The following is a 22,827-nucleotide window of genomic DNA, read 5'->3' on the forward strand; positions in this document are numbered from 1 at the left end:
GAGTCAATGGGCAGCTCTTGCCCGGGACCGCAAGGCGCCGAAAAACTGCAGTTTTTCGCACGGGAAAACTGCAGTTTTCCCGTGCGTTTTCCGTGCGGAAAACGCGCTACCCCTTCCGTTTCGCGCGCAAGCCCTCGAACCAGTCGAGCCGCTTCTTCAGCTCGCGCTCGTAACCGCGTTCGACGGGCTCGTAGAATTTCGCCCTCGACATGGTCTCGGGGAAATAGTCCTGCCCCGAGAATCCGTCCTCGGCGTCGTGGTCATAGGCATAGCCGGCGCCGTAGCCCTGCGCCTTCATCATCTTGGTCGGCGCGTTCAGGATGTGCTTGGGCGGCGGCGCGGACCCGGTGGACCGGGCCGAGGCGCGGGCGGCCTTGTAGGCGACGTAGGCCGCGTTCGATTTCGGCGCGAGGGCGAGGTAGATCACCGCTTGCGCCAGCGCCAGTTCCCCCTCGGGCGAGCCCAGCCGCTCGTAGGTGGCCCAGGCGTCGAGGCAGTGGCGCTGCGCCGCGGGGTCGGCCAGCCCGATGTCCTCCACCGCCATGCGGGTGATGCGGCGGGCGAGGTAGCGCGGGTCCTCGCCGCCCTCGAGCATCCGGGCGAACCAGTAGATCGCCGCGTCGGGGTCGGAGCCGCGGACGGATTTGTGCAGCGCCGAGATCAGGTTGTAGTGCGCGTCGCCCGACTTGTCGTACTGCGCCGCGCGGCGTTGCAGGCGCTGCGCCAGCTGGTCGCGGGAGAGCTGGCCGTCGGTCTTCCAGGCGGCGACCTGTTCCACCAGGTTCAGGAGCGCGCGGCCGTCGCCGTCGGCCATCTCGACCAGCGCGGCCCGCGCCTCGGGGCGGAGCGGCAGGGGGTGGTGCAGCTCCAGCTCGGCATGGGCGATCATGCGCTCCAGCGCGTCGGCGTCGAGCCGGTTCAGGACCAGCACCTGCGCGCGCGACATGAGGGCGGCGTTCAGCTCGAAACTGGGGTTCTCGGTGGTCGCGCCGACCAGCAGGATGGTGCCGTCCTCCATGTGCGGAAGGAAGCCGTCCTGCTGCGCCTTGTTGAAGCGGTGGATCTCGTCGACGAACAGGAGCGTGCCCTGCCCGTTTCCGTGCCGCAGCTTGGCAGCCTCGAACACCTTTCTCAGCTCGGGCACGCCGGTGAAGATCGCGCTGATCTGCACGAAATGCAGCTGCGTCTCCTGCGCCAGAAGCCGGGCGATGGTGGTCTTGCCCACCCCGGGCGGGCCCCAGAGGATCAGCGACGGCAGCGCCCCGCTGTCGAGCATCACCCGCAGCGCGCCCTCGGGGCCGAGCAGGTGGTCCTGCCCGATGACATCGGCCAGCCGCGCGGGGCGCAGCCGGTCGGCCAGCGGGCGCGGGCCGCGGGCGGGGGGCTCGGCCCCGGGGGCGCTGTCGAACAGGTCGGGCATGGCAGGGCCAAGCTATGCGCCCGGCCCCGCCACCACAATCCGCCTCAGTGCATCTTGGAGGCCATGGACACGAAGAAGCAGCGGTGCGCGACGCCGCCGATCTTCATCACCGGGCCGGCGGGGTCCATGTCGATGCCGAGGCGCCGGCCCAGCCGCGGGATCGCGATGGGCAGGAGGCCGATCAGGATCGAGGCGCCCAGTTCCCGGGCCGAGCGCACCATGTGCCCCATCAGGGACATCTGCACCGCGTGGCGGATCTCGGTCTCGACGCCCTCGGCCACGAACAGGCGGTTGGCGTCCCAGATGTGGTCGGCGATGGGCGCGGGCTGGTCGAGCAGGTTCGACGGGATCGACTCGAGCAGGCCGCGCTGCGCGTCGCGCACCATGTAGGAATAGACCCCGCAGCGCGCGGTGGTCGGCGTGAGCCGCACGCCCGCCAGCACGCGGTCGCCGTCATGCACGCAGACCCAGCGGCTCTGGGCGGTGTCGTACTGGTCGAATTCCATCCCGTCGGCAGCGGGCAGATCCCAGCGCATCTCCTCGATGAAGGTGCGGTGGCGCGCCCGCAGCATGTTCGAGAACAGCACCCCGTGCTGGTGCATGTTGGCGAAGGACAAGGTCGTCATTTCCATGGATACATCCCCTCGGTTGGCCGGTCGTGTCTTGACCGCACCGCGAGGGGGGCACCCCCAGGTTGCTCAGCTGTCAGTCCCGGTTCAGAGCAATCCGTACTCCTTGGCCCGCTGCACGGCCTCGGCCGTGGTGCGCGCCATGAGTTTTTGCCTGGCAGACGTCAGGCGCGCCTTGAAGGCGCTTTCGGATATGCCCAGTCGGGCGGCGGCAGCTGCATGGCGGTCCCCCTCCGCGATGCATCTCAAGGCATCCACCTGCGCCCGGCTCAGCCGGGCGGGCGGCTCGGACAGGTCGTGCATCCGCTGCACGATCCTCAGGATATGGGCCATCTCGGCGTCGGTGAACTCGCGGTCCGCCCGGCTGGCCCCGGCGATGGTGCGCGACGACATCGGGCCGAGCGAGGCGATCATGCCGTAGACGAGGCCGTAGCCCGCCGCCTCGGGCAGGATCCCGAACGGGTCGGGCAGGCCGATCTGCGACCAGCGCCGCGTGCCGGTGTGGCTGAGGCCCCAGGCCAGCGTCGGATCGCGCAGACCGTAGAGCTTGGCGGTGTACACCTCCTGCCATTCGTCCGGGTAGGTGTTCACCATGATGAGCGGCGACACGTAGCGGATGTGCAGGCCCACGGCAAAGCCGGCCGGCGCGGCCAGCGACAGCTCATGCAGCAGCAGATCCAGAACCGGCGCCTTGGACATCAACACCTACCGAAAAGGACATGTCCTTTTAGACAGGTTGCCGAAAATGCGGTCAACCGTATTGTTTCCAAGGTTTTGAACGGTGAGACGAATGGACGAAAAGATCGATCCTGATCTTTTTGCGCGTCTCATGAGGCTCTCCCCTCCGGCGCGCAAGGATCTACTGGAATACCTGGGCCAGGGCCCGGTGTCGGCGCGTGCGCTGTTGTCGCCCGGCCGGTTGCCGGCGCTGTTGCCGGGGGTGCCGCCGGCCCCGCCGGACCCGACCGGATCGGGCTGAGGCGGATGCGAAAACGCCCCCGTGCCGGGCACGGGGGCGCGATCTCGGGTCGGCCTGCGCGGCGGATCACTCCTCCGCGGCGGCCTCCTCGGCCTCGACGCGGGCGCGGTCGGCGGCGCCCTTGGCGTCGACGTCGCGGTCCACGAACTCGATGATCGCCATCGGCGCCATGTCACCGGTGCGGAAGCCGGCCTTCAGGACGCGGATGTAGCCGCCGTTGCGCTCGGCGTAGCGGGGGCCCAGCACGTCGAACAGCTTGGCGACGTGGGCGTCCTGCTTGAGCTGCGCCGCCGCCTGGCGGCGGGCGTGCAGGTCGCCGCGCTTGGCGAGCGTGACCAGCTTCTCGACCACCCGGCGCAGGTCCTTGGCCTTGGGCAGGGTCGTCTTGATCTGTTCGTGTTCGATCAGCGAGCCCGCCATGTTGGCGAACATCGCCTTGCGGTGTTCGTGGGTCCGGTTGAACTTCCGGTAACCAGCTCCGTGACGCATGTCTCTATCTCCGTTTCATGCTTTGTCCGGGTCCCGTGCGTTGCGGGACCCTCCTTGGTGGGGCGGGATTGCCCAGGTCGTCCGGGGCGCGTGCCGGGCTGAAGCCCGGCCTACCCCTTGGACATTGCCGTAGGCCGGGCTTCAGCCCGGCACCACGTCAGAAGTTGTCTTCGTACTTCTTGGCCAGTTCCTCGATGTTGTCCGGCGGCCAGTCGACGATGTCCATGCCGAGATGCAGGCCCATGCCCGAGAGCACTTCCTTGATCTCGTTCAGCGACTTGCGGCCGAAGTTCGGGGTGCGGAGCATCTCCGCCTCGGTCTTCTGGATCAGGTCGCCGATGTAGACGATGTTGTCGTTCTTCAGGCAGTTGGCCGAACGCACCGACAGTTCCAGCTCGTCCACCTTCTTGAGCAGGAGCGGGTTGAACTCCAGCTCGTCCTCGGCCTCGGCGCGGCCGGCGGCCTCGGGCTCGTCGAAGTTGACGAAGATCTGCAGCTGGTCCTGCAGGATGCGCGCGGCGAAGGCCACGGCGTCATCCGGGCTGACCGAGCCGTCGGTCTCGATCTTGAGGGTCAGCTTGTCGTAGTCCAGCACCTGGCCCTCGCGGGTCGGCTGCACCTCGTAGGAGACCTTCTTGACCGGCGAATAGATCGCGTCGATCGGGATCAGGCCGATGGGCGCGTCCTCGGGCCGGTTCTTGTCGGCCGAGACGTACCCCTTCCCGGTGTTGACGGTCAGCTCCATGTAGAGGTCGGCGCCGTCGTCGAGGTGGCAGATCACGTGATCCCGGTTCAGGATCTCGATGCCGGCCGATTCCGAGATGTCGCCCGCGGTCACGACCTTGGGGCCCTTGGCCGAGATCGAGACGCGCTTGGGGCCGTCGACGTCCATGCGGATGGCGACGCCCTTGAGGTTCAGCACGATGTCGGTCACGTCCTCGCGGACGCCCGCGACTGAGGAGAACTCGTGCAGGACGCCGTCGATCTGCACCGAGGTGATGGCGCCGCCCTGAAGCGAGCTCATCAGCACGCGGCGCAGCGCGTTGCCGAGCGTCAGACCGAAGCCGCGTTCCAGCGGTTCCGCAACGACCGTGGCCTTGCGGGACGGATCGGTGCCGGGCTGGACAACCAGCTGAGTCGGCTTGATCAGTTCCTGCCAATTCTTGTGGATCATGCGTCGCCTCCATTCTTGTGACGCGGGGATCCATCCGCGCCACGCTCGAGGATCAAAATGACGTCAGCGGGCCGCGCGAAACGCGCAGCCCGCCGGAGAGAACCCGTAGATCAGACGCGGCGGCGCTTGGGCGGACGGCAGCCGTTGTGGGCGATCGGCGTCACGTCGCGGATCGACGTGATCTGGAAGCCGCAGGCGGCCAGCGCACGCAGCGCGGACTCACGGCCCGAACCGGGGCCCTGCACTTCGACTTCCAGCGTCTTGACGCCGTGTTCCTGGGCCTTGCGGCCGGCATCCTCGGCGGCCATCTGGGCGGCGAAGGGGGTCGACTTGCGGCTGCCCTTGAAGCCCATCGTGCCGGCGGACGACCAGGAGATCGCGTTGCCCTGCACGTCGGAGATCAGGATCTTGGTGTTGTTGAACGAAGAGTTCACATGCGCAACGCCGGCGGCGATGTTCTTGGAAACCTTGCGCTTGGCGGGACGACGATCGCGTGCCATCTGCTGTGCCCTCCCTTACTTCTTCTTGCCGGCGATGGGCTTTGCGGGGCCCTTGCGCGTGCGTGCGTTGGTGTGGGTGCGCTGGCCGCGGACCGGCAGGTTGCGGCGGTGGCGCAGGCCGCGGTAGCAGCCGAGGTCCATCAGGCGCTTGATGTTCATCTGCACTTCGCGGCGCAGGTCGCCTTCGACGGTGTAATTCGCGTCGATGTGCTCGCGGATCTGCAGCACCTCGGCGTCCGAGAGCTCGTTCACGCGGCGGGCCTGGTCGATGCCGACGGCGTCGCAGATGGCTTTGGCGGAGGTCGGGCCGATGCCCGTGATGTAGGTGAGCGCGATGGGAACGCGCTTGGCGGTGGGGATGTTGACCCCTGCGATACGTGCCAAGGTAATCTCGTCCTTTACGTTGCGAGCCCGTAGCGCCAGGCCCTTTTTTCACAACAGAGGGCCCCTGGCCGTGCAGGCCGAAGGACCCTGGTCTTCAGGTCGAAAGGCGGGGACCGGGTCCGCGCGCCATCCATGATTCCACGAGGGAAGCCGCCGTTTAGGCGGATTCGACCCGGGCGTCAAGGCCGGGGCGCCCGCCTGTCAAGAGAAATCGGAAGCCCGGCGCTTCAGTCCAGCAGCGCCGCGATCTCGGCCGCGACGGCGTCGATCTCGGCCAGCCCGTCGACGGCCTTGAGCAGCCCCTTGGCGTGGTAGTAGCCGATCAGCGGCGAGGTCTGCTTGTAGTAGGCCATCAGGCGGGTCCGAAGGCTCTCGGCGTTGTCGTCGGCGCGGACCGGCTGGCCGGCGGCGCGGGCCTGCTCGGCGCGGCCGACGATGCGGTCGACCAGCACCTCGTCGTTGACGCGCAGCTCGATCGCCGCGTCGATCCCCTGCCCCAGCTCGTCCAGCAGCCGCCCCAGCGCGTCGGCCTGGGCCAGCGTGCGCGGGAAGCCGTCGAAGATGAAGCCCTGCCCGCCCTGCGCCAGCTTTTCGCGGATCAGGCCGATGACGATCTCGTCGGTGACCAGCTCGCCCTTGGCCATCACCTCGGCCACGCGTTTGCCCATCTCGGTGCCGGACGCCTGCGCCTCGCGGAGCATGTCGCCGGTGGACAGCTGCACCAGCCCGCGGGTCTCGGTGAGGATGCGGGCCTGGGTGCCCTTGCCCGCGCCGGGCGGGCCGAGGAGGATGATGTTCAGGCTCATCTGCGCGCCGGCCCTTTCCGCGGCTTGCGGTCGGCCGTCGACTTGCGGCCGCGCAGTTGCGATTTCTCGATCAGGCCCTCGTACTGGTGCGCCAGCAGGTGCGACTGGATCTGCTGCACGGTGTCCATGCCGACCGACACGATGATCAGGATAGAGGTGCCGCCGAAATAGGCCGTGATGGCCAGGTTCGTGCGCACGATCTCGGGCAGGAGCACGACCAGCGCGAGGTAGGCCGAGCCGAGCACGAGGATCCGGTTCACCACGTATTCGAGGTATTCCGACGTCTTCTTGCCGGGGCGGATGCCGGGGATGAAACCGTTCTGGTTCTTCAGGTTGTCGGCCACGTCATCGGTCTTGAACGACACGTTGAGCGTGTAGAAGTAGGTGAAGAACACCACCATGGTGGCGAAGAACGCCAGGTACAGCGGCTGGCCCGGGCCGAAGTTCGCCAGGATCCACGACATCACCGGCCCGCTTGCCTGACCGCCCGAGAAGGTGGTCAGCGTGGTGGGCAGCAGGAGCAGCGACGAGGCGAAGATCGCCGGGATCACGCCCGCCGGGTTCACCTTGATCGGCAGGTGGCTGGAGCCGCCGTCGTAGACCTTCATCCCGACCTGGCGGCGCGGGTACTGGATGTGGATCTTGCGCAGGGAGCGCTCCATGAACACCACGAAGAACAGGGTCGCGGTCAGCATCACGATGACACCGAGGATCGCCGGGGTGGTCAGGGCGCCGGAGCGGCCGGATTCGAAGAACTGCGCCAGCGCCGCGGGGATTTCCGCGATGATGCCGACGAAGATGATCAGCGAGATGCCGTTGCCGATGCCGCGCTGGGTGATCTGTTCGCCCAGCCACATCAGGAACATGGTGCCGCCGACCAGGGTGATCACGCAGGCCGCGCGGAAGAACCAGCCGGGATCGGAGGCGAGGCCGCCCGATTCCATGCTGACGGCAAGGCCATAGGCCTGCGCGGTGGCCAGCAGCACGGTGCCGTAGCGGGTGTACTGGTTGAGCTTCTTGCGCCCGGCCTCGCCCTCTTTCTTCAGCTGCTCGAGGGCCGGCACCATGGCCGCCATGAGCTGCACGATGATCGAGGCCGAGATGTAGGGCATGATCCCGAGCGCGAAGACGCCCATACGGGACAGGGCGCCGCCGGTGAACATGTTCAGCACGCCGCCGAGGCCCGCCGCCGCCTGGTCGAAGAAGGCGCGCAGTTCCACGCCGTCGATGCCGGGCACGGGAATGTAGGTGCCGATGCGGTAGATGATCAGGAGACCGAGGGTGAACCAGATGCGCTGACGCAGCTCGGTCGCCCGACCGAACGCGCTCCAGCTCATGTTCGCGGCCATTTGCTCCGCTGCTGATGCCATGTGGCCTCTCTCATGCGCAGTGCGCCGCGGGACCGGGTTGGGCGGTCCAGCGGCGCGCAAAATCCTTCAGGGCTATGTAGGCTGTGGCGTCACGGCCCACAAGCGTCGGGGGGCCGCAGCCCCCCGCACCGGATCACTCCGCCGCAGCTGCCTGCGCGGTGGTCAGCGTGCCGCCGGCCTTTTCCACGGCCTCGACGGCCGATTTGGAGGCGCCGGTCACGGCGATGGTCAGCTTGGCCGACACGTCGCCCTTGGCGAGCACGCGGACGCCGTCGAGCTTGCGGCGCACAAGGCCCGAGGCCACCAGCGCGTCCTCGGTGATCGCGGCCGAGGCGTCGAGCTTGCCGGCGTCGACGAACTTCTGGATCAGGCCCAGGTTCACGACGGCGTATTTCTTCTGGTTGGGCTTGTTGAAGCCGCGCTTGGGCAGACGCTGGTAGAGCGGCATCTGGCCGCCCTCGTAGGCGTTCAGCGCCACGCCCGAGCGGGATTTCTGACCCTTGATGCCGCGGCCGGCGGTCTTGCCCTTGCCCGAGCCCGGGCCGCGGGCGACGCGCTTGGCCTTCTTGGCGGCGCCGGGATTGTCGCGGAGTTCGTGAAGTTTCATGTCGCTTCTCCTCTGCCGGAACTGCCCCCGAAGCGAGATGGGCAGACGCGGCGTGTGTTCGTTGACGGGATCGGGCTGGGGCCATGCGCGGCCCCCGCCCCGTTCTGTCCGAAGGCGGGCTGGGTCAGCCGCGCTCCTCGATGATTTCCACCAGATGCGGGATCTTGGCGATCATGCCGCGGACCGAGGGGGTATCCTCCAGCTCGCGGGTCTTGTGCATCTTGTTCAGGCCCAGGCCGATCAGGGTCTGGCGCTGGATCTCGGGGCGGCGGATCGGCGAGCCGATCTGCTTGACGACGATGGTCTTTGCCATGGGTCTCAGGCCTCCTCGGCAACCTGGCTGGACGACGCCGGGGCGTCTTCACGCTTCGGCAGGATGTCGGCCACCTTCTTGCCACGGCGGGCGGCGACCAGGCGCGGCGAAGTCACGCTGGTCAGGCCATCGAGCGTGGCGCGGATCATGTTGTAGGGATTCTGCGAGCCGGTCGACTTGGCGACCACGTCCTTGATGCCCAGCATCTCGAACACGGCGCGCATCGGGCCGCCGGCGATGATGCCGGTGCCTTCGGGCGCGGTCCGCATCACGACATTGCCGGCGCCGTGGTGGCCCTGCACGTCATGGTGCAGCGTGCGGCCTTCCTTCAGCGGCACGCGGATGAGCTGGCGCTTGGCCTGCTCGGTCGCCTTGCGGATCGCCTCGGGGACCTCCTTGGCCTTGCCCTTGCCGAAGCCGACGCGGCCGCGCTGGTCGCCGACGACCACGAGGGCCGCGAAGCCGAAGCGCTTGCCGCCCTTCACGGTCTTGGACACGCGGTTGATCGCGACGAGGCGCTCCGCGAATTCCGGGGTTTCCTCGCGCTCTTCCCGGCGACGGCCGCGACGCTGGTCGCCTCCACGCTCGCCGCGGTCTCTCTGTTCACGTTCTGCCATGGGATGGCATCCTTCCTGGTCGATGACGCGCGAGCGGCGCGCCTGTGGATCCGATCGCAGTGGCGGGAACATCCCGACCCTCGATCATCGGCGGGCCGGGGTCCGGCCCACGCAAATGGGGTGGGCGGGCAAGCTGCCCGCCATCCCCGTCAGAACTTCAGCCCGCCCTCGCGCGCGGCGTCGGCCAGAGCCTTCACCCGCCCGTGGAACAGGAAACCGCCGCGGTCGAAGAACACTTCTTCCACGCCAGCCGCCTTGGCGCGCTCGGCGATCGTGGCGCCCACCTTGGCGGCGGCCTCCACGTTGTTCTTGCCGACCACGCCCAGCGAAGGCTCCAGCGTCGACGCCGAGGCCAGGGTCACGCCCTGCAGGTCGTCGATCAGCTGGACGCTGATGTTCTTGTTGGAGCGGTGGACGGACAGGCGCGGACGCCCGTTTGCCATCGCCTTGATCTTGTTCCGGTTGCGCAGGCGGCGCTTCTGGAACAGCTCTCTCTTGCTCAGTGCCATTTGCGTCGCCCTTACTTCTTCTTGCCTTCCTTGCGGAAGATGTACTCGCCCTTGTAGCGGATGCCCTTGCCCTTGTAGGGCTCCGGCGCGCGCCACTCGCGGATGTTCGCAGCCACCTGGCCGACCAGCTGCTGGTCGATGCCTTCGACGACGATCTCGGTGTTCTTCGGGGTCGTGACGGTCACGCCGGCCGGAACATCGAAGTCGACGTCATGGCTGTAGCCGAGTGCCAGCTTGAGCACGGGCCCCTGGGCGTTCGCCCGGTAGCCGACGCCCTGGATCTCAAGCTCGCGCTTGAAGCCCTGGGTGACGCCGGTCACCAGGTTCTGCACCATGGAGCGCGACATGCCCCACTGCTGGCGCGCGCGCTTGGACTTGCCGCGCGGCACGACCGACACGGCATTGTCCGCGACGCTCAGCGTGACGTCGTCGGTGGCGGTGAAGGTGCGGGTGCCCTTGGGCCCCTTCACCTCGATGGTCTGGCCGGAGACGGAGGCGGTGACCCCCGACGGCAGCTCGACCGGTTTTTTCCCAATACGAGACATGTGCCGTTCCTCCTCAGAACACGGTGCAGAGCACTTCGCCGCCGACATTGTGCGCGCGGGCGGAGGCATCGGTCATCACGCCCTTGGACGTGGAGACGATGGACACGCCCAGGCCCTGGCGGACCTGCGGAATGTCGCCAACGCCCAGATAGACGCGGCGGCCGGGTTTCGAGACGCGCTTGAGCTCGCGGATGACCGGGGCGCCTTCGTAGTACTTCAGGCTGATCTCGAAGGCCGGGTGGCCCTTGTCGTCGGTCTTGGGCTCGTAGCCGCGGATGTAGCCCTCGTCGGCCAGCACGTCGAGCACGCGGGCGCGCTGCTTGGAGGCCGGGGTGAGGACGGTGGACTTGCCACGCATCTGCGCGTTGCGGATGCGGGTCAGCATATCGCCGATAGGATCATTCATCGGACGTTCTCCTTACCAGCTCGACTTGACCATGCCGGGGATCTGGCCGTTCGAGGCCAGGTCACGCAGCATGATCCGCGACATCTTCAGCTTGCGGTAGTACGCCTTGGGGCGCCCGGTGAGCTGGCAGCGGTTGTGAAGCCGGGTGGGCGACGAGTTGCGCGGCAGCTTCGCCAGTTTCAGGCGGGCCTTGAAGCGCTCTTCCATCGGCTTCGATTCATCGGTTGCGATCTCTTTCAGCGCGGCGCGCTTGGCGGCGTAGCGGGCCACCAGCTTCTGACGCTTGAGTTCGCGTTCCACCATGGAGACTTTTGCCATGTGTCTATTCCCCTCGCGTCAGGCCGTGAACGGCATGTTGAAGTGCTTGAGCAGCGCCTTCGCCTCGGCGTCGGTCTTGGCCGTCGTGACCATGACCACGTCGATGCCCCAGACCTCGTCGACCTTGTCGAAGTTGATCTCGGGGAACACGATGTGTTCCTTGATGCCCATGCCGAAGTTGCCGCGGCCGTCGAAGGCGGGCTTCACGCCGCGGAAGTCGCGGATTCGGGGCATCGCGACCGTGATCAGGCGGTCGAGGAAGTCGTACATGCGGTCGCCGCGGAGCGTGACCTTGGCGCCCAGCGTCATGCCTTCCCGCACGCGGAAGCCGGCGATCGACTTCTTGGCGATGGTCGGCACGGCCTTCTGGCCGGCGATGGCGGTCAGGTCCTCGACGGCGGCCTTGGCCTTCTTCGAGTCGCGCACCGATTCCGCACCGCAGCCGATGTTCAGCACGATCTTGTCGAGCCGCGGGATCTGCATGTCGTTCTTGTAGCCGAATTCCTCCTTCAGCGCGGCCTTGACGGTCTCGCGGAAGTGGGCCTTCAGGCGCGGGGTATAAGTCGCGGTATCAAGCATCGATCACGTCCCCCGTGGTCTTGGCGACGCGCACCTTCTTGCCGTCTTCGATCTTGAAGCCGACGCGGGTGGGCTTGCCGTTCTTGTCCAGCAGCGCGAGGTTCGACAGGTCGATCGGCATCGCCTGCGGAAGGCGGCCGCCCTGGGAATTGGCGCTCTGCTTGGTGTGGCGGATGGCGATGTTGACGCCGTCGACGATGGCCTTGCCGTCCTTGGGCATGACGGCGGTGATCTCGCCTTCCTTGCCCTTGTCCTTGCCGGCCAGCACGACGACCTTGTCGCCCTTCTTCAGCTTCGCAGCCATCACAGCACCTCCGGCGCGAGCGAGATGATCTTCATGAAGTTCTTCGCGCGCAGCTCGCGAACCACGGGCCCGAAGATACGGGTGCCGACCGGCTCGTTGTTGTTGTTCAGGATGACGGCGGCGTTGCGGTCGAAGCGGATGGCGGTGCCATCTTCACGGCGCACTTCCTTGGCGGTGCGCACGACGACGGCCTTGCGGACGTCGCCCTTCTTCACGCGGCCGCGCGGAATGGCTTCCTTGACGGAGACGACGATGATGTCGCCGACCGACGCATACCGGCGGTGCGAACCGCCGAGGACCTTGATGCACTGAACCTTCCGGGCCCCGGAATTGTCAGCCACATCCAGATTTGTCTGCATCTGGATCATTTGGTTTCTCCCGACGTCCGGGGCCGCCTTGTCAGGACATTGACCCCGGGGTTTCGATCAAACCGGATGGTGTCCGGGCGCGTCAGACGCGCTCGATCACCTCCCAGCGCTTGGTTTTCGACTTGGGCGCACATTCCTGGATACGAACGGTATCGCCCACGTTGAACTGGTTGTTCTCGTCATGCGCCCGGTACTTCTTGGATTTCCGGATCGTCTTGGCGAGGACGGGGTGCTTGAAGCGGCGCTCGACCGACACGGTGACGGTCTGGGCGTTCGCGTTCGAGGTGACGGTGCCTTGCAGGATACGCTTGGGCATGGACTCAGGCCTCCCCTGCGGCGGCGGCCGCCTTTTCGTTCAGGATCGTCTTGACGCGCGCGGCGTCACGGCGGACGGCCCGCATGCGCGCGGTGTTCTCGAGCTGGCCGGTGGCCTGCTGGAAGCGGAGGTTGAAGGCCTCCTTCTTGAGCTGGACGAGCTGGTCACGCAGCTGGTCCGGCGTCTTCTCGCGAAGTTCGCTGGCGTTCATCGCCTTGGTCCTTTCAACATCACGGGGACGCCCCATGCCACGCAGGGTCACGCCGATTCCCGTGGAGGTCGGTGAATAGAGGGCGCGGATAGGCGCTTTTGCCCGGGAAGGCAAGCACAAACCGCCGGGTCAGAGCCCCGCCGCCTTGCGCAGCGCCGCGTTGATGCGGCTCTGCCAGCCGGGGCCGTCCTTGCGGAAGGCCTCGATCACGTCGGCATCGAGCCGGATGGTTGTCTGCACCTTGGGTTGCAGGGCCTTCGGGCGGCCGCGCTGGACCTCGACCTTGGAGAAACGTTCGACCCAGTAAGGGGTGCTCATGTCCGGGATGTCATCGTCCGGCTCATCCCCCAAGTATCGGATCGTAGACTTTTCGTTCCCTTGCATTGGCATGCCTCATGCTGATGATCCGCGCCGCCCCGTCCCTTTCGGTCCAGATCACGAAGACCATGCGTCCGTCCAGATAGCCCACGGTCGAGTACCTAGTCTCTCCGTAGTCGCGACGGTCGTCGACAACGGTCATGTTACGGCCAGTCAGGACGATGGCGGCATCTGCCATGTCGAGACGGCGTTCGATGAGCGTCCGCGCCCGCTTCTCAGGGTCGAAGACGACCCTCATTTTCTGTTACTACAATAAATAAGCATCCCCGTCCATGCCGGCAAGGGCCATGCGGGGAGTTCTGCGCGGGTTTGGCTAAGGCGGGGTTAACGGCGCCGCCGTCACTCCCACTTGTAGTTGAAGCTGACGCTGACCCGGTCGTCCTCGTCCATGTTCATCGGCACCTCGTGGCGCAGCCAGCTTTCCCAAAGCAGCACGTCGCCCGCCTGCGGCCCGGGGTAGACGAAGGCGCGCAGCTCCTCGCGGGCATCCTTCCGCCGGTTCGGCGCGGCCATCATCATCGCGTGGCGCGGATCCTCCAGCTTGATCGACCGTGCGCCCGGGGGAACCTGCACGTAGGTCGTGCCCGAGATCACCGAATGGGGGTGGATGTGGCTGGTGTGGATGCCGCCCTCGGGCAGGATGTTGATCCAGATGTCCTCGAGCACCAGCTTGCGGCCCTCGAGGTCGAACTCGAGGTCCTCGGCGAAGGCCGCGACATGGGCGTCGAGTGCCGCGACCAGCGTGCCGAAGACCGGGAAGCGCCAGGGCAGGTCGGTGAGCGAGGCGTAGGAGGTGTAGCCGGGGTAGCCGTTCGCCTCGCACCAGTCCTGCCCGGCCTCGTCGTCCTCGGCGATGGAGAAGCACGAGGCGTGCAGCTCGTCCGCGTCCACGGGCGGCCCGAGCTCGGCCAGTTTCGCGTGGTAGAGGCGGGTGACGAAGAGCGACTTGATGGTGGGCATGGGCGTGGTCCTGCGGGGTTCGGTTAGGGTGTGCCTTCAGGCGCACCCCGGCGCAACGTCAAAAGGAAAAGGCCCCGGGCAGTGCCGGGGCCTTTCTGTTCTGAACCGGGGTGCGGCCCGGACGGTTTCTGCGAAACCGCCTACACCGCACCAGTCAGAAAACGCCTTTGGCGTTTTCGACCATTACCAGTCTTCGCGGACCACGGTGCGGGTCTTGATCGGCAGCTTCATCGCGGCGAGGCGCAGGGCCTCGCGGGCGATCTCTTCCGACACGCCGTCGATCTCGAACATGATCCGGCCGGGCTTGACCTTGCAGGCCCAGTAATCGACCGAACCTTTACCTTTACCCATCCGGACTTCGACCGGCTTGGAGGTCACGGGGGTGTCCGGGAAAACCCGGATCCAGACGCGGCCCTGGCGCTTCATGTGACGGGTCAGGGCGCGGCGGGCGGCCTCGATCTGACGCGCGGTCACGCGCTCGGGCTGGAGCGCCTTCAGTCCAAAGGTGCCGAAGTTCAGGTCAGACCCGCCCTTGGCTTCGCCGCTGATGCGGCCCTTGAACATCTTGCGGAACTTGGTGCGCTTGGGTTGCAGCATGATGGATGCTCCTTACCGGTCGCGGCGCGGGCGCGGGGCCCCGCCGTCCTGGATCTCCTGCATGCGGCGATCACGAGCCGACGGGTCGTGCTCCATGATCTCGCCTTTGAAGATCCAGACCTTGATGCCGATGATGCCGTAGGGCGTCGACGCCTCGCCGAGCGCGTAGTCGATATCGGCGCGGAGCGTGTGCAGCGGCACCCGGCCCTCGCGATACCACTCGGTCCGGGCGATCTCGGCGCCGCCGAGGCGGCCCGCGACGTTGACCCGGATGCCGAGCGCACCCATGCGCATGGCGTTCTGCACCGCCCGCTTCATCGCGCGGCGGAACGAGACCCGGCGCTCGAGCTGCTGGGCGATCGATTCGGCCACCAGCTGGGCGTCGAGCTCGGGCTTGCGGACCTCGACGATGTTGAGGTGCAGTTCCGAGGCGGTCATCGCGGCGAGCTTCTTGCGCAGCGTCTCGATGTCGGCGCCCTTCTTGCCGATGATCACGCCGGGACGCGCCGTGTGGATCGTCACCCGGCACTTCTTGTGCGGGCGCTCGATGATCACGCGGCTGACGCCGGCCTGCTTGCACTCTTCCTCGATGAACTCACGCAGCTTGAGGTCCTCGAGCAGGAGGTTGCCGTACTCCTTGGTGTCGGCGTACCAGCGGCTGTCCCAGGTCCGGTTGACCTGCAGGCGCATGCCGATCGGGTTGACCTTGTGTCCCATTACGCAGTCTCCTCGACCTGGCGGACCTTGATGGTCAGCTCGCTGAAGGGCTTCTGGATCTTGCCGAACCGGCCACGCGCCCGCGGACGGCCACGCTTCATCACCAGGTTCTTGCCCACGTAGGCCTCGGCGACGACCAGCTCGTCGACGTCCAGGCCGTGGTTGTTCTCGGCGTTCGCGATCGCGGACTGGAGGCACTTCTTCACGTCCACGGCGATCCGCTTCTTGGAGAAGGTCAGGTCGCTGAGCGCCTTGTCGACCTTCTTGCCGCGGATCATCGCCGCCACGAGGTTCAGCTTCTGCGGGCTGGTCTTCAGCATCCGCAGCTTGGCCATCGCCTCGTTGTCCGCCACGCGGCGGGGATTGTTATCCTTGCCCATGGCTTACTTCCTCTTGGCTTTCTTGTCGGCGGCGTGGCCGTAATAGGTCCGCGTCGGCGAGTATTCCCCGAACTTCTGGCCGATCATGTCCTCGGTGACGTTCACCGGAACATGCTTCTGGCCGTTGTAGACCCCGAAGGTGAGGCCCACGAACTGGGGCAGGATGGTGGAGCGGCGCGACCAGATCTTGATGACCTCGTTGCGGCCCGATTCACGGGCTTTCTCGGCCTTCTTGAGGACGTAAGCGTCGACAAAAGGCCCCTTCCAGACGGAACGCGACATCGATCAGCGCCCTTTCTTCTTGGCGTGACGCGAGCGGATGATCAGCTTCTGCGACGCCTTGTTCCGGTTGCGGGTCTTGCGGCCCTTGGTGTCCTTGCCCCAGGGCGTGACCGGCGTCCGGCCGCCCGAGGTGCGGCCTTCGCCGCCGCCGTGCGGGTGGTCGATCGGGTTCATCGCGACACCGCGGACCGACGGACGCTTGCCCATGTGACGGACGCGGCCGGCCTTGCCGAGGTTCTGGTTCGAGTTGTCGGGGTTCGACACGGCACCGACGGTCGCCATGCATTCCTGGCGGACCATCCGCAGTTCGCCCGAGGACAGGCGGATCTGCGCGTAGCCGCCGTCACGGCCGACGAACTGGGCGTAGGTGCCCGCGGCGCGCGCCAACTGGCCGCCCTTGCCGGGCTTCAGCTCGATGTTGTGGACGATCGTGCCGATCGGCATGCCCGAGAAGGGCATCGCGTTGCCGGGCTTGATGTCGACCTTGGTGCCCGCGACCACCTGGTCGCCGACGCCGAGGCGCTGCGGGGCCAGGATGTAGGCCTGCTCGCCATCCTCGTAGCGGACCAGCGCGATGAACGCGGTGCGGTTGGGATCGTATTCGATCCGCTCGACCGTCGCGACCACGTCGAACTTGGTGCGCTTAAAATCGACGATGCGATAGAGACGCTTCGCGCCACCGCCGCGGCGGCGAGCGGTGATCCGTCCGGTGTTGTTCCGGCCGCCATTGCCCGTCAGACCCTCGGTGAGGGACTTGACCGGACGGCCTTTCCAAAGCTCCGAACGGTCGATCAGCACCAGCCCGCGCTGGCCCGGCGTCGTCGGCTTGTACGACTTGAGTGCCATGCTTTCTGTCTTCCGTTGCTTTGCGGGGCGCTTGGCCCCTGTCTTGGTATAGGGCCCCGCAGGTCCCCGGCTCTTGCCCCGGGCCAGGCCCGGGAAAAATCACGGCCCCGGGGCGAACCCAGAGCCGGAAGGATGCCGCGATCTATTAGAGACCGGTCGACACGTCAATGGTGTTCCCCTCCTCGAGGGTCACGTAGGCCTTCTTGATGTCCTTGCGGGTGCCGGGGCGCCCGCGGAACCGCTTGACCTTGCCCTTGGTGACGACGGTGTTCACCGCCTTCACCTTGACGCCGAAGACTTCCTCGACGGCGGCCTTGATCTGGGGCTTGTTCGCGTCGATCGCCACCTCGAACACGACCGCGCCGTTCTCGGACGCCATCGTGGTCTTCTCGGTGATGATCGGCTTGCGGATCACGTCGTAGTGGTCTGCCTTGGCGGTCATTGCAGGCGAGCCTCCAGTGCTTCGAGACCCGCCTTGGTGATGACGAGCGTGTCCCGCTTGAGGATGTCGTAGACGTTGGCGCCCATCGACGGGAGCACGTCGAGCCCCTCGATGTTGCGCGCGGCCATCGCGAAGTTCTCGTTCACGGTGGCGCCGTCGATGATGAGCGCCCGCTTCCAGCCGAGGTCGCGGATCTGCTTGGCCAGCAGGCTGGTCTTGGGCGCGTCCATGACGGCGGCGTCCAGCACGACGAGGTTGCCCTCGGCGGCCTTGGCCGACAGCGCGTGCTTCAGACCCAGCGCCCGGAACTTCTTGGGCAGGTCATGGGCGTGGCTGCGCGGCACGGGGCCCTTGTAGATGCCGCCCTTGCGGAAGATCGGGGCCTTGCGGCTGCCGTGGCGGGCGCCACCGGTGCCCTTCTGGCGGTAGATCTTCTTGGTCGAGTAGCTGACCTCGGACCGGCCCAGCGTGGCGTGGGTGCCCTGTTGCGCCTTGTTGCGCTGCCAGCGGACGACGCGGTGCAGGATGTCGGCGCGCGGTTCCAGGCCGAAGATGTCCTCGCCCAGGTCGACCGAGCCGGCGGTGCCGCCGTCCAGTTTGATGACGTCGATTTTCATGCCTCACCGTCCTTCTTCTCGGCCTCGGCCTGAGCCTCGGCGGCTTGCATCGCGGCCTGCTCGGCTTCGGCGGCGGCCTTCGCGGCGGCCTCGGCTTCGGCGGCGGCCGCAGCAGCGGCTTCCTCGGCGGCCTTGGCGGCGGCCTCGGAGGCGGACTTCAGGGCCGCGGGCAGGATCGCGTTGTCGGGGAACGGCTTCTTCACCGCGTCCTTGACGGTGACCCAGCCGCCCTTGTTGCCGGGGACGGCGCCCTTGACCATGATCAGGCCCCGGCCGGCGTCCGTGCGGACGACCTGCAGGTTCTGCGTGGTCACGCGGGCGGCGCCCATGTGGCCGGCCATCTTCTTGCCCTTGAACACCTTGCCGGGGTCCTGGCACTGGCCGGTCGAGCCGTGCGAGCGGTGGCTGATCGACACGCCGTGCGAGGCGCGCAGACCGCCGAAGTTGTGCCGCTTCATCGCACCGGCGAAGCCCTTGCCGATCGAGGTGCCCGTCACGTCGACGAACTGGCCCTCGAAGTAGTGGTCCGCGATGATCTCCTCGCCCACGGGCAGGAGGTTCTCGGGGTCGACGCGGAACTCGACGAGCTTCCGCTTGGGCTCGACGCTGGCCTTGGCGAAGTGGCCGCGCATCTGCGCGGAGACCCGCTTCACCTTGGCGGTGCCGGCACCCAGCTGGACGGCGGTGTAGCCGTCCTTCTCGGGGGTGCGCTGAGCCACCACCTGGAGCTTGTCGAGCTGGAGGACGGTCACCGGAACCTGCCGGCCGTCTTCCATGAACAGCCGGGTCATGCCCAGCTTCTTGGCGATCACACCAGAGCGCAACATGGCTTGACCCTCCCTCAGACCTTGATCTCGACGTCCACGCCGGCGGCGAGGTCGAGCTTCATCAGCGCGTCCACCGTCTGCGGGGTCGGATCGACGATGTCGAGCAGGCGCTTGTGGGTGCGGATTTCCCACTGGTCGCGCGACTTCTTGTCGATGTGGGGGCCACGGAGAACCGTGAACTTCTCGATCTTGTTGGGGAGCGGGATCGGCCCGCGGACCTGCGCGCCCGTGCGCTTCGCGGTGTTCACGATCTCCTGGGTGGAGGCATCGAGAACCCGGTAGTCGAACGCCTTGAGGCGGATCCGGATGTTCTGGCTGGCAATCGCCATGTCATGTTCCTTTCAGTTGAGAGGAGGGACGGGTCGCCGCCCCTCGTCGAACCGGTTTCGTTGTTCCGGCCTTCGGGCCGGTGAAGGCCGCGCTCTACAGCGCGGCCCCCGGGTTTTCAAGTCGTCACCGATGCCGCTTGCGTGGTTTTTTCAAAACCGCCTTGCGGCCGGCCAGACGTCCGGCGAACCGGATGCCGGCGTCACTCGATGATCTTCGACACCACGCCGGCGCCGACGGTGCGGCCGCCTTCGCGGATGGCGAAGCGCAGGCCGTCTTCCATCGCGATCGGGGCGATCAGCTCGACCGTGAACTTCAGGTTGTCGCCCGGCATCACCATCTCGGTGCCCTCGGGCAGCTGAACCGTGCCGGTCACGTCCGTCGTGCGGAAGTAGAACTGCGGGCGGTAGTTCGCGAAGAACGGCGTGTGGCGGCCACCCTCTTCCTTGGTCAGGATGTAGGCCTCGGCCTCGAACTTCGTGTGCGGCTTCACCGAGCCGGGCTTGCACAGCACCTGGCCACGCTCCACCGCGTCACGGTCGATGCCGCGCAGCAGCGCGCCGATGTTGTCGCCCGCTTCCCCGCGATCCAGCAGCTTGCGGAACATCTCGACGCCCGTGCAGGTCGTCTTCTGCGTCGTGCGGATGCCCACGATCTCCAGTTCGTCGCCCACGTTCACCACGCCACGCTCGACCCGGCCGGTCACCACGGTGCCGCGGCCCGAGATCGAGAACACGTCCTCGATCGGCATCAGGAACGGCTGGTCAACGGCGCGCACCGGCGTCGGGATGTAGGCGTCGACCGCCTCCATCAGCGCGCGGATCGAGTTCTCGCCGATCTCCGGCTGCGTGCCGTTCATCGCGTGCAGCGCCGAGCCCTTCACGATCGGGATGTCGTCGCCGGGGAAGTCGTAGGACGACAGAAGCTCGCGCACTTCCATCTCGACGAGCTCCAGAAGCTCCTCGTCGTCCACCTGGTCGACCTTGTTCATGTACACCACCAGCGCGGGCACGCCCACCTGGCGGGCCAGCAGGATGTGCTCGCGCGTCTGCGGCATCGGGCCGTCGGCCGCGTTCACCACCAGGATCGCGCCGTCCATCTGCGCCGCGCCCGTGATCATGTTCTTCACATAGTCCGCGTGGCCGGGGCAGTCGACGTGCGCGTAGTGCCGCGCCGGCGTCTCGTATTCCACGTGCGCCGTCGAGATCGTGATCCCCCGCGCCTTCTCCTCCGGCGCGCCGTCGATCTGGTCGTAGGCCCGGAACTCGCCGAAGTACTTCGTGATCGCCGCCGTCAGCGTCGTCTTGCCGTGGTCCACGTGACCGATCGTGCCGATGTTCACATGCGGCTTCGTGCGTTCAAACTTACCTTTTGCCATGATGGCCTCCTTGATGGGGGTGCCGGGCTGAATCCCGGCCTACGGGTTGTGGGTAGGCCGGGCCTGTCGCCCGGCGCCCCGTCATGCGTATTTCGCCTGGATCTCTTCCGAGATGTTGTGCGGCACCGGCTCGTAGTGGTCGAACAGCATCGTGAACTGCGCGCGGCCCGAAGACATCGAACGCAGGGTGTTGATGTAGCCGAACATGTTGGCCAGCGGCACGAAGGCGTTGATCACGTTGGCGTTGCCGCGCGTCTCCTGGCCGGTCACCTGGCCACGGCGGGACGTGAGGTCACCGATGATGCTGCCGGTGTAGTCCTCGGGCGTCACCACCTCGACCTTCATGATCGGCTCGAGCAGCTTGGCGCCGGCCTTCTTGAGACCTTCGCGCATGCACATCCGCGAGGCGATCTCGAAGGCGAGGACCGACGAGTCGACGTCGTGGAACTTGCCGTCGATGAGCGCGACCTTGAAGTCGATCACCGGGAAGCCCGCGAGCGGACCCGAGTCCATCACCGACTTGATGCCCTTCTCGACGCCGGGGATGTATTCCTTCGGCACCGCGCCGCCGACGATGCGGGACTCGAAGGAGTAGCCTTCGCCCGGTTCGGTCGGCGCGATCTCGAGCTTGACCTCGGCGTACTGGCCCGAACCACCCGACTGCTTCTTGTGAGTGTAGGTGTGCTCGATCTTGTTGCCGATGGTTTCGCGGTAGGCCACCTGCGGCGCGCCGATGTTCGCCTCGACCTTGAACTCCCGCTTCATGCGGTCGACCAGGATGTCGAGGTGAAGTTCGCCCATGCCCTTCATGATGGTCTGGCCCGACTCGAGGTCGGTCTCGACGCGGAAGGACGGGTCCTCGGCGGCCAGGCGCTGCAGCGCCATCGCCATCTTTTCCTGGTCCGCCTTGGTCTTCGGCTCGACGGCGATCTCGATCACCGGGTCGGGGAAGGTCATGGTTTCCAGGACGACCGGCTGGTTCGGATCGCAGAGCGTGTCGCCCGTCGTCGTCTCCTTGAGGCCAGCCAGCGCGATGATGTCGCCAGCGAAGGCTTCCTCGATCTCCTCGCGGTTGTTCGAGTGCATCATCATCATGCGGCCGACACGCTCGCGGCGGCCCTTGGTCGAGTTCATCATGCCGTCGCCCTTCTTCAGCTGGCCCGAGTAGAGCCGGGTGAAGGTCAGCGAGCCGACGAAGGGGTCGTTCATGATCTTGAACGCGAGGCCGGCGAAGGGCTGCGCGTCATCGGCCGAACGGGCGATGTTCCGGGTCTCGGTCTCGTCGCCGGGCGTGAAGCCCATGTAGGCCGGCACGTCGAGCGGCGAGGGCAGGAAGTCGATCACTGCGTTGAGCAGCGGCTGGACGCCCTTGTTCTTGAACGCGGAACCGGCGAGCACCGGCACGAAGGACAGCGACAGCGTGCCCTTGCGGATCAGCTTGCGCAGGGTCGGAACGTCGGGCTCCTCGCCCTCGAGGTAGGCCATCATCGCCTCGTCGTCCTGCTCGACCGCGGCCTCGATCATCTTGCCGCGCCACTCGGTGGCGACGTCCTGCAGGTCGGCGCGGATCGGGCGGCGCTCCCACGACGCGCCGAGGTCCTCGCCCAGCCAGACCCATTCTTCCATGGTGATGAGGTCGATGATGCCTTCGAGCTTGTCCTCGGCACCGATCGGCAGGTTCACCGGAACCGGGGTCGCGCCGGTGCGGTCCTTGATCATCTTCACGCAGTTGAAGAAGTCGGCGCCGATCTTGTCCATCTTGTTGACGAACACGAGGCGCGGCACCTCGTAGCGGTCGGCCTGGCGCCAGACGGTCTCGGTCTGGGGCTCGACGCCGGCGTTGGCGTCCAGAAGGCAGATCGCGCCGTCGAGCACGGCCAGCGAACGCTCGACCTCGATGGTGAAGTCGACGTGGCCGGGGGTGTCGATGATGTTGAAGCGCACCTTGGTGTCCGAGGTCCCTTCCGGGGTCGGGTCTTCCTGCCACTGCCAGAAGGTGGTGGTGGCGGCCGAGGTGATGGTGATCCCGCGCTCCTGCTCCTGCTCCATCCAGTCCATGGTGGCGGCGCCGTCATGGACTTCGCCGATCTTGTGGGACCGGCCGGTGTAGTAGAGGATGCGCTCGGTCGTCGTGGTCTTGCCGGCGTCGATATGCGCCATGATACCGAAGTTGCGGTAACGCTGGAGCGGGTATTGGCGTGCCATGGGGGAGGTCCTCAGGCTTGGATGAAC

Annotated in this window: 36 protein-coding genes; 1 reads left to right on the forward strand and 35 read right to left on the reverse strand. The window is 66.8% G+C overall.

What is annotated here, in order from left to right; genetic code table 11:
• Positions 1-106: 106 nt before the first annotated feature.
• From HCU73_RS12395 to HCU73_RS12405, 3 genes are all read right to left on the reverse strand, one after another.
• Complete coding sequence (locus HCU73_RS12395) at positions 107-1,420, reverse strand: replication-associated recombination protein A (protein WP_168623779.1); 1,314 nt, start codon at positions 1,418-1,420, stop codon at positions 107-109.
• A gap of 44 nt (positions 1,421-1,464) precedes the next feature.
• Entirely contained in the window at positions 1,465-2,052 is a 588-nt protein-coding gene (locus HCU73_RS12400) for an acyl-homoserine-lactone synthase (RefSeq protein WP_168623780.1), read from the reverse strand.
• Between the two features lie 84 nt (positions 2,053-2,136).
• Complete coding sequence (locus tag HCU73_RS12405; protein ID WP_168623781.1) at positions 2,137-2,748, reverse strand: helix-turn-helix transcriptional regulator; 612 nt, start codon at positions 2,746-2,748, stop codon at positions 2,137-2,139.
• Between the two features lie 91 nt (positions 2,749-2,839).
• On the opposite strand from HCU73_RS12405, the gene HCU73_RS12410 reads away from it, so the two are divergent.
• A complete protein-coding gene (locus tag HCU73_RS12410) occupies positions 2,840-3,028 on the forward strand; it encodes a hypothetical protein (RefSeq protein WP_168623782.1) in 189 nt (62 codons plus the stop codon).
• 66 nt (positions 3,029-3,094) lie between these two features.
• Here the strand turns inward: HCU73_RS12410 and rplQ are convergent, their stop codons facing one another.
• The 32 genes from rplQ to fusA all read right to left on the reverse strand — a co-directional run bounded on the left by rplQ (position 3,095) and on the right by fusA (position 22,800).
• Positions 3,095-3,517, reverse strand: coding sequence for a 50S ribosomal protein L17 (gene rplQ, locus HCU73_RS12415; protein ID WP_168623783.1), 423 nt, complete (start codon positions 3,515-3,517; stop codon positions 3,095-3,097).
• 157 nt (positions 3,518-3,674) lie between these two features.
• Positions 3,675-4,691 (reverse strand): DNA-directed RNA polymerase subunit alpha, encoded by a 1,017-nt coding sequence (locus HCU73_RS12420; RefSeq protein WP_168623784.1) that lies wholly within the window; start codon positions 4,689-4,691, stop codon positions 3,675-3,677.
• Positions 4,692-4,801: 110 nt separating this feature from the next.
• On the reverse strand, positions 4,802-5,191 hold the full coding sequence (gene rpsK / locus HCU73_RS12425; RefSeq protein ID WP_168623785.1) for a 30S ribosomal protein S11: 390 nt from the start codon (positions 5,189-5,191) through the stop codon (positions 4,802-4,804).
• A 15-nt stretch (positions 5,192-5,206) separates the two neighbouring features.
• Positions 5,207-5,575 (reverse strand): 30S ribosomal protein S13, encoded by a 369-nt coding sequence (rpsM, locus tag HCU73_RS12430; protein ID WP_168623786.1) that lies wholly within the window; start codon positions 5,573-5,575, stop codon positions 5,207-5,209.
• Between the two features lie 227 nt (positions 5,576-5,802).
• Complete coding sequence (locus HCU73_RS12435) at positions 5,803-6,375, reverse strand: adenylate kinase (RefSeq protein WP_168624036.1); 573 nt, start codon at positions 6,373-6,375, stop codon at positions 5,803-5,805.
• 2 nt (positions 6,376-6,377) lie between these two features.
• Positions 6,378-7,751, reverse strand: coding sequence for a preprotein translocase subunit SecY (gene secY / locus HCU73_RS12440; protein WP_168623787.1), 1,374 nt, complete (start codon positions 7,749-7,751; stop codon positions 6,378-6,380).
• Positions 7,752-7,884: 133 nt separating this feature from the next.
• The gene (rplO, locus tag HCU73_RS12445; protein ID WP_168623788.1) at positions 7,885-8,358 is read right to left on the reverse strand and encodes a 50S ribosomal protein L15; all 474 of its coding nucleotides are present in this window, start codon (positions 8,356-8,358) and stop codon (positions 7,885-7,887) included.
• Positions 8,359-8,482: 124 nt separating this feature from the next.
• Entirely contained in the window at positions 8,483-8,671 is a 189-nt protein-coding gene (gene rpmD, locus HCU73_RS12450) for a 50S ribosomal protein L30 (RefSeq protein WP_168623789.1), read from the reverse strand.
• Positions 8,672-8,676: 5 nt separating this feature from the next.
• A complete protein-coding gene (gene rpsE, locus HCU73_RS12455; RefSeq protein WP_168623790.1) occupies positions 8,677-9,288 on the reverse strand; it encodes a 30S ribosomal protein S5 in 612 nt (203 codons plus the stop codon).
• Positions 9,289-9,437: 149 nt separating this feature from the next.
• Positions 9,438-9,797, reverse strand: coding sequence for a 50S ribosomal protein L18 (gene rplR, locus HCU73_RS12460; protein WP_168623791.1), 360 nt, complete (start codon positions 9,795-9,797; stop codon positions 9,438-9,440).
• Between the two features lie 11 nt (positions 9,798-9,808).
• Positions 9,809-10,342 carry a 50S ribosomal protein L6 gene (gene rplF / locus HCU73_RS12465; RefSeq protein WP_168623792.1) on the reverse strand — a complete coding sequence of 178 codons (534 nt, stop codon included), beginning with the start codon at positions 10,340-10,342 and terminating at the stop codon, positions 9,809-9,811.
• 13 nt (positions 10,343-10,355) lie between these two features.
• Positions 10,356-10,748: a 30S ribosomal protein S8 gene (gene rpsH, locus HCU73_RS12470; protein ID WP_168623793.1), complete on the reverse strand. Its 393-nt coding sequence runs from the start codon at positions 10,746-10,748 to the stop codon at positions 10,356-10,358.
• Between the two features lie 12 nt (positions 10,749-10,760).
• Entirely contained in the window at positions 10,761-11,066 is a 306-nt protein-coding gene (gene rpsN / locus HCU73_RS12475; protein ID WP_168623794.1) for a 30S ribosomal protein S14, read from the reverse strand.
• Positions 11,067-11,084: 18 nt separating this feature from the next.
• Positions 11,085-11,645, reverse strand: coding sequence for a 50S ribosomal protein L5 (gene rplE, locus HCU73_RS12480; protein ID WP_168623795.1), 561 nt, complete (start codon positions 11,643-11,645; stop codon positions 11,085-11,087).
• On the reverse strand, positions 11,638-11,949 hold the full coding sequence (rplX, locus tag HCU73_RS12485; protein ID WP_168623796.1) for a 50S ribosomal protein L24: 312 nt from the start codon (positions 11,947-11,949) through the stop codon (positions 11,638-11,640). The genes rplE and rplX overlap by 8 nt, the downstream gene beginning before the upstream one ends.
• Positions 11,949-12,317 (reverse strand): 50S ribosomal protein L14, encoded by a 369-nt coding sequence (rplN, locus tag HCU73_RS12490; protein ID WP_107975769.1) that lies wholly within the window; start codon positions 12,315-12,317, stop codon positions 11,949-11,951. The genes rplX and rplN overlap by 1 nt, the downstream gene beginning before the upstream one ends.
• Before the next feature lie 82 nt (positions 12,318-12,399).
• Positions 12,400-12,633, reverse strand: coding sequence for a 30S ribosomal protein S17 (rpsQ, locus tag HCU73_RS12495; protein WP_168623797.1), 234 nt, complete (start codon positions 12,631-12,633; stop codon positions 12,400-12,402).
• Positions 12,634-12,637: 4 nt separating this feature from the next.
• Positions 12,638-12,844, reverse strand: coding sequence for a 50S ribosomal protein L29 (gene rpmC / locus HCU73_RS12500; protein ID WP_168623798.1), 207 nt, complete (start codon positions 12,842-12,844; stop codon positions 12,638-12,640).
• Positions 12,845-12,973: 129 nt separating this feature from the next.
• The gene (locus HCU73_RS12505; protein ID WP_239025562.1) at positions 12,974-13,162 is read right to left on the reverse strand and encodes a BrnA antitoxin family protein; all 189 of its coding nucleotides are present in this window, start codon (positions 13,160-13,162) and stop codon (positions 12,974-12,976) included.
• A 22-nt stretch (positions 13,163-13,184) separates the two neighbouring features.
• Positions 13,185-13,460: a BrnT family toxin gene (locus HCU73_RS12510; protein WP_168623800.1), complete on the reverse strand. Its 276-nt coding sequence runs from the start codon at positions 13,458-13,460 to the stop codon at positions 13,185-13,187.
• 101 nt (positions 13,461-13,561) lie between these two features.
• On the reverse strand, positions 13,562-14,182 hold the full coding sequence (locus HCU73_RS12515) for a TIGR02466 family protein (RefSeq protein ID WP_168623801.1): 621 nt from the start codon (positions 14,180-14,182) through the stop codon (positions 13,562-13,564).
• Between the two features lie 183 nt (positions 14,183-14,365).
• Positions 14,366-14,779 carry a 50S ribosomal protein L16 gene (rplP, locus tag HCU73_RS12520; RefSeq protein ID WP_168623802.1) on the reverse strand — a complete coding sequence of 138 codons (414 nt, stop codon included), beginning with the start codon at positions 14,777-14,779 and terminating at the stop codon, positions 14,366-14,368.
• Positions 14,780-14,791: 12 nt separating this feature from the next.
• Positions 14,792-15,496: a 30S ribosomal protein S3 gene (gene rpsC, locus HCU73_RS12525; protein ID WP_168623803.1), complete on the reverse strand. Its 705-nt coding sequence runs from the start codon at positions 15,494-15,496 to the stop codon at positions 14,792-14,794.
• Positions 15,496-15,876 (reverse strand): 50S ribosomal protein L22, encoded by a 381-nt coding sequence (gene rplV / locus HCU73_RS12530; RefSeq protein WP_168623804.1) that lies wholly within the window; start codon positions 15,874-15,876, stop codon positions 15,496-15,498. The genes rpsC and rplV overlap by 1 nt, the downstream gene beginning before the upstream one ends.
• Before the next feature lie 3 nt (positions 15,877-15,879).
• The gene (gene rpsS, locus HCU73_RS12535) at positions 15,880-16,158 is read right to left on the reverse strand and encodes a 30S ribosomal protein S19 (RefSeq protein ID WP_168623805.1); all 279 of its coding nucleotides are present in this window, start codon (positions 16,156-16,158) and stop codon (positions 15,880-15,882) included.
• Positions 16,159-16,161: 3 nt separating this feature from the next.
• The gene (gene rplB, locus HCU73_RS12540; protein ID WP_168623806.1) at positions 16,162-17,004 is read right to left on the reverse strand and encodes a 50S ribosomal protein L2; all 843 of its coding nucleotides are present in this window, start codon (positions 17,002-17,004) and stop codon (positions 16,162-16,164) included.
• Between the two features lie 145 nt (positions 17,005-17,149).
• The gene (locus tag HCU73_RS12545; RefSeq protein WP_168623807.1) at positions 17,150-17,446 is read right to left on the reverse strand and encodes a 50S ribosomal protein L23; all 297 of its coding nucleotides are present in this window, start codon (positions 17,444-17,446) and stop codon (positions 17,150-17,152) included.
• Positions 17,443-18,063: a 50S ribosomal protein L4 gene (gene rplD, locus HCU73_RS12550; protein WP_168623808.1), complete on the reverse strand. Its 621-nt coding sequence runs from the start codon at positions 18,061-18,063 to the stop codon at positions 17,443-17,445. Before rplD ends, HCU73_RS12545 begins: the two co-directional genes overlap by 4 nt.
• A complete protein-coding gene (gene rplC, locus HCU73_RS12555) occupies positions 18,060-18,890 on the reverse strand; it encodes a 50S ribosomal protein L3 (protein ID WP_168623809.1) in 831 nt (276 codons plus the stop codon). The genes rplD and rplC overlap by 4 nt, the downstream gene beginning before the upstream one ends.
• 14 nt (positions 18,891-18,904) lie before the next feature.
• Positions 18,905-19,213: a 30S ribosomal protein S10 gene (rpsJ, locus tag HCU73_RS12560; protein WP_168624037.1), complete on the reverse strand. Its 309-nt coding sequence runs from the start codon at positions 19,211-19,213 to the stop codon at positions 18,905-18,907.
• Positions 19,214-19,419: 206 nt separating this feature from the next.
• Complete coding sequence (gene tuf, locus HCU73_RS12565; RefSeq protein ID WP_168621663.1) at positions 19,420-20,595, reverse strand: elongation factor Tu; 1,176 nt, start codon at positions 20,593-20,595, stop codon at positions 19,420-19,422.
• Between the two features lie 81 nt (positions 20,596-20,676).
• A complete protein-coding gene (gene fusA / locus HCU73_RS12570) occupies positions 20,677-22,800 on the reverse strand; it encodes an elongation factor G (protein WP_168623810.1) in 2,124 nt (707 codons plus the stop codon).
• Positions 22,801-22,827: the final 27 nt, after the last annotated feature.

This window comes from Roseicyclus persicicus (genome assembly GCF_012395815.1).
GTDB lineage: Bacteria > Pseudomonadota > Alphaproteobacteria > Rhodobacterales > Rhodobacteraceae > Roseicyclus > Roseicyclus persicicus.

Excerpts from the sequence above, each read along its gene's own strand:
- HCU73_RS12515 (WP_168623801.1), bottom strand. The coding sequence starts at position 14,182 with ATGCCCACCATCAAGTCGCTCTTCGTCACCCGCCTCTACCACGCGAAA.
- rpsS (WP_168623805.1), bottom strand. The coding sequence starts at position 16,158 with ATGTCGCGTTCCGTCTGGAAGGGGCCTTTTGTCGACGCTTACGTCCTC.
- rpmD (WP_168623789.1), bottom strand. The coding sequence starts at position 8,671 with ATGGCAAAGACCATCGTCGTCAAGCAGATCGGCTCGCCGATCCGCCGC.
- HCU73_RS12545 (WP_168623807.1), bottom strand. The coding sequence starts at position 17,446 with ATGACCGCCAAGGCAGACCACTACGACGTGATCCGCAAGCCGATCATC.
- rpsE (WP_168623790.1), bottom strand. The coding sequence starts at position 9,288 with ATGGCAGAACGTGAACAGAGAGACCGCGGCGAGCGTGGAGGCGACCAG.
- secY (WP_168623787.1), bottom strand. The coding sequence starts at position 7,751 with ATGGCATCAGCAGCGGAGCAAATGGCCGCGAACATGAGCTGGAGCGCG.
- rplB (WP_168623806.1), bottom strand. The coding sequence starts at position 17,004 with ATGGCACTCAAGTCGTACAAGCCGACGACGCCGGGCCAGCGCGGGCTG.
- rplO (WP_168623788.1), bottom strand. The coding sequence starts at position 8,358 with ATGAAACTTCACGAACTCCGCGACAATCCCGGCGCCGCCAAGAAGGCC.
- rpsQ (WP_168623797.1), bottom strand. The coding sequence starts at position 12,633 with ATGCCCAAGCGTATCCTGCAAGGCACCGTCACCTCGAACGCGAACGCC.
- fusA (WP_168623810.1), bottom strand. The coding sequence starts at position 22,800 with ATGGCACGCCAATACCCGCTCCAGCGTTACCGCAACTTCGGTATCATG.
- rplR (WP_168623791.1), bottom strand. The coding sequence starts at position 9,797 with ATGGCACTGAGCAAGAGAGAGCTGTTCCAGAAGCGCCGCCTGCGCAAC.
- rplF (WP_168623792.1), bottom strand. The coding sequence starts at position 10,342 with ATGTCTCGTATTGGGAAAAAACCGGTCGAGCTGCCGTCGGGGGTCACC.
- rpsH (WP_168623793.1), bottom strand. The coding sequence starts at position 10,748 with ATGAATGATCCTATCGGCGATATGCTGACCCGCATCCGCAACGCGCAG.
- rplN (WP_107975769.1), bottom strand. The coding sequence starts at position 12,317 with ATGATCCAGATGCAGACAAATCTGGATGTGGCTGACAATTCCGGGGCC.
- rplD (WP_168623808.1), bottom strand. The coding sequence starts at position 18,063 with ATGAAAATCGACGTCATCAAACTGGACGGCGGCACCGCCGGCTCGGTC.
- HCU73_RS12400 (WP_168623780.1), bottom strand. The coding sequence starts at position 2,052 with ATGGAAATGACGACCTTGTCCTTCGCCAACATGCACCAGCACGGGGTG.
- rplQ (WP_168623783.1), bottom strand. The coding sequence starts at position 3,517 with ATGCGTCACGGAGCTGGTTACCGGAAGTTCAACCGGACCCACGAACAC.
- HCU73_RS12410 (WP_168623782.1), top strand. The coding sequence starts at position 2,840 with ATGGACGAAAAGATCGATCCTGATCTTTTTGCGCGTCTCATGAGGCTC.
- rpsN (WP_168623794.1), bottom strand. The coding sequence starts at position 11,066 with ATGGCAAAAGTCTCCATGGTGGAACGCGAACTCAAGCGTCAGAAGCTG.
- HCU73_RS12405 (WP_168623781.1), bottom strand. The coding sequence starts at position 2,748 with ATGTCCAAGGCGCCGGTTCTGGATCTGCTGCTGCATGAGCTGTCGCTG.
- rplX (WP_168623796.1), bottom strand. The coding sequence starts at position 11,949 with ATGGCTGCGAAGCTGAAGAAGGGCGACAAGGTCGTCGTGCTGGCCGGC.
- HCU73_RS12510 (WP_168623800.1), bottom strand. The coding sequence starts at position 13,460 with ATGAGGGTCGTCTTCGACCCTGAGAAGCGGGCGCGGACGCTCATCGAA.
- rpsC (WP_168623803.1), bottom strand. The coding sequence starts at position 15,496 with ATGGGACACAAGGTCAACCCGATCGGCATGCGCCTGCAGGTCAACCGG.
- HCU73_RS12395 (WP_168623779.1), bottom strand. The coding sequence starts at position 1,420 with ATGCCCGACCTGTTCGACAGCGCCCCCGGGGCCGAGCCCCCCGCCCGC.
- HCU73_RS12505 (WP_239025562.1), bottom strand. The coding sequence starts at position 13,162 with ATGAGCACCCCTTACTGGGTCGAACGTTTCTCCAAGGTCGAGGTCCAG.
- tuf (WP_168621663.1), bottom strand. The coding sequence starts at position 20,595 with ATGGCAAAAGGTAAGTTTGAACGCACGAAGCCGCATGTGAACATCGGC.
- rplP (WP_168623802.1), bottom strand. The coding sequence starts at position 14,779 with ATGCTGCAACCCAAGCGCACCAAGTTCCGCAAGATGTTCAAGGGCCGC.
- HCU73_RS12420 (WP_168623784.1), bottom strand. The coding sequence starts at position 4,691 with ATGATCCACAAGAATTGGCAGGAACTGATCAAGCCGACTCAGCTGGTT.
- rplC (WP_168623809.1), bottom strand. The coding sequence starts at position 18,890 with ATGTTGCGCTCTGGTGTGATCGCCAAGAAGCTGGGCATGACCCGGCTG.
- rplE (WP_168623795.1), bottom strand. The coding sequence starts at position 11,645 with ATGCTTGATACCGCGACTTATACCCCGCGCCTGAAGGCCCACTTCCGC.
- rpsK (WP_168623785.1), bottom strand. The coding sequence starts at position 5,191 with ATGGCACGCGATCGTCGTCCCGCCAAGCGCAAGGTTTCCAAGAACATC.
- rplV (WP_168623804.1), bottom strand. The coding sequence starts at position 15,876 with ATGGGCAAGGATAACAATCCCCGCCGCGTGGCGGACAACGAGGCGATG.
- rpmC (WP_168623798.1), bottom strand. The coding sequence starts at position 12,844 with ATGAACGCCAGCGAACTTCGCGAGAAGACGCCGGACCAGCTGCGTGAC.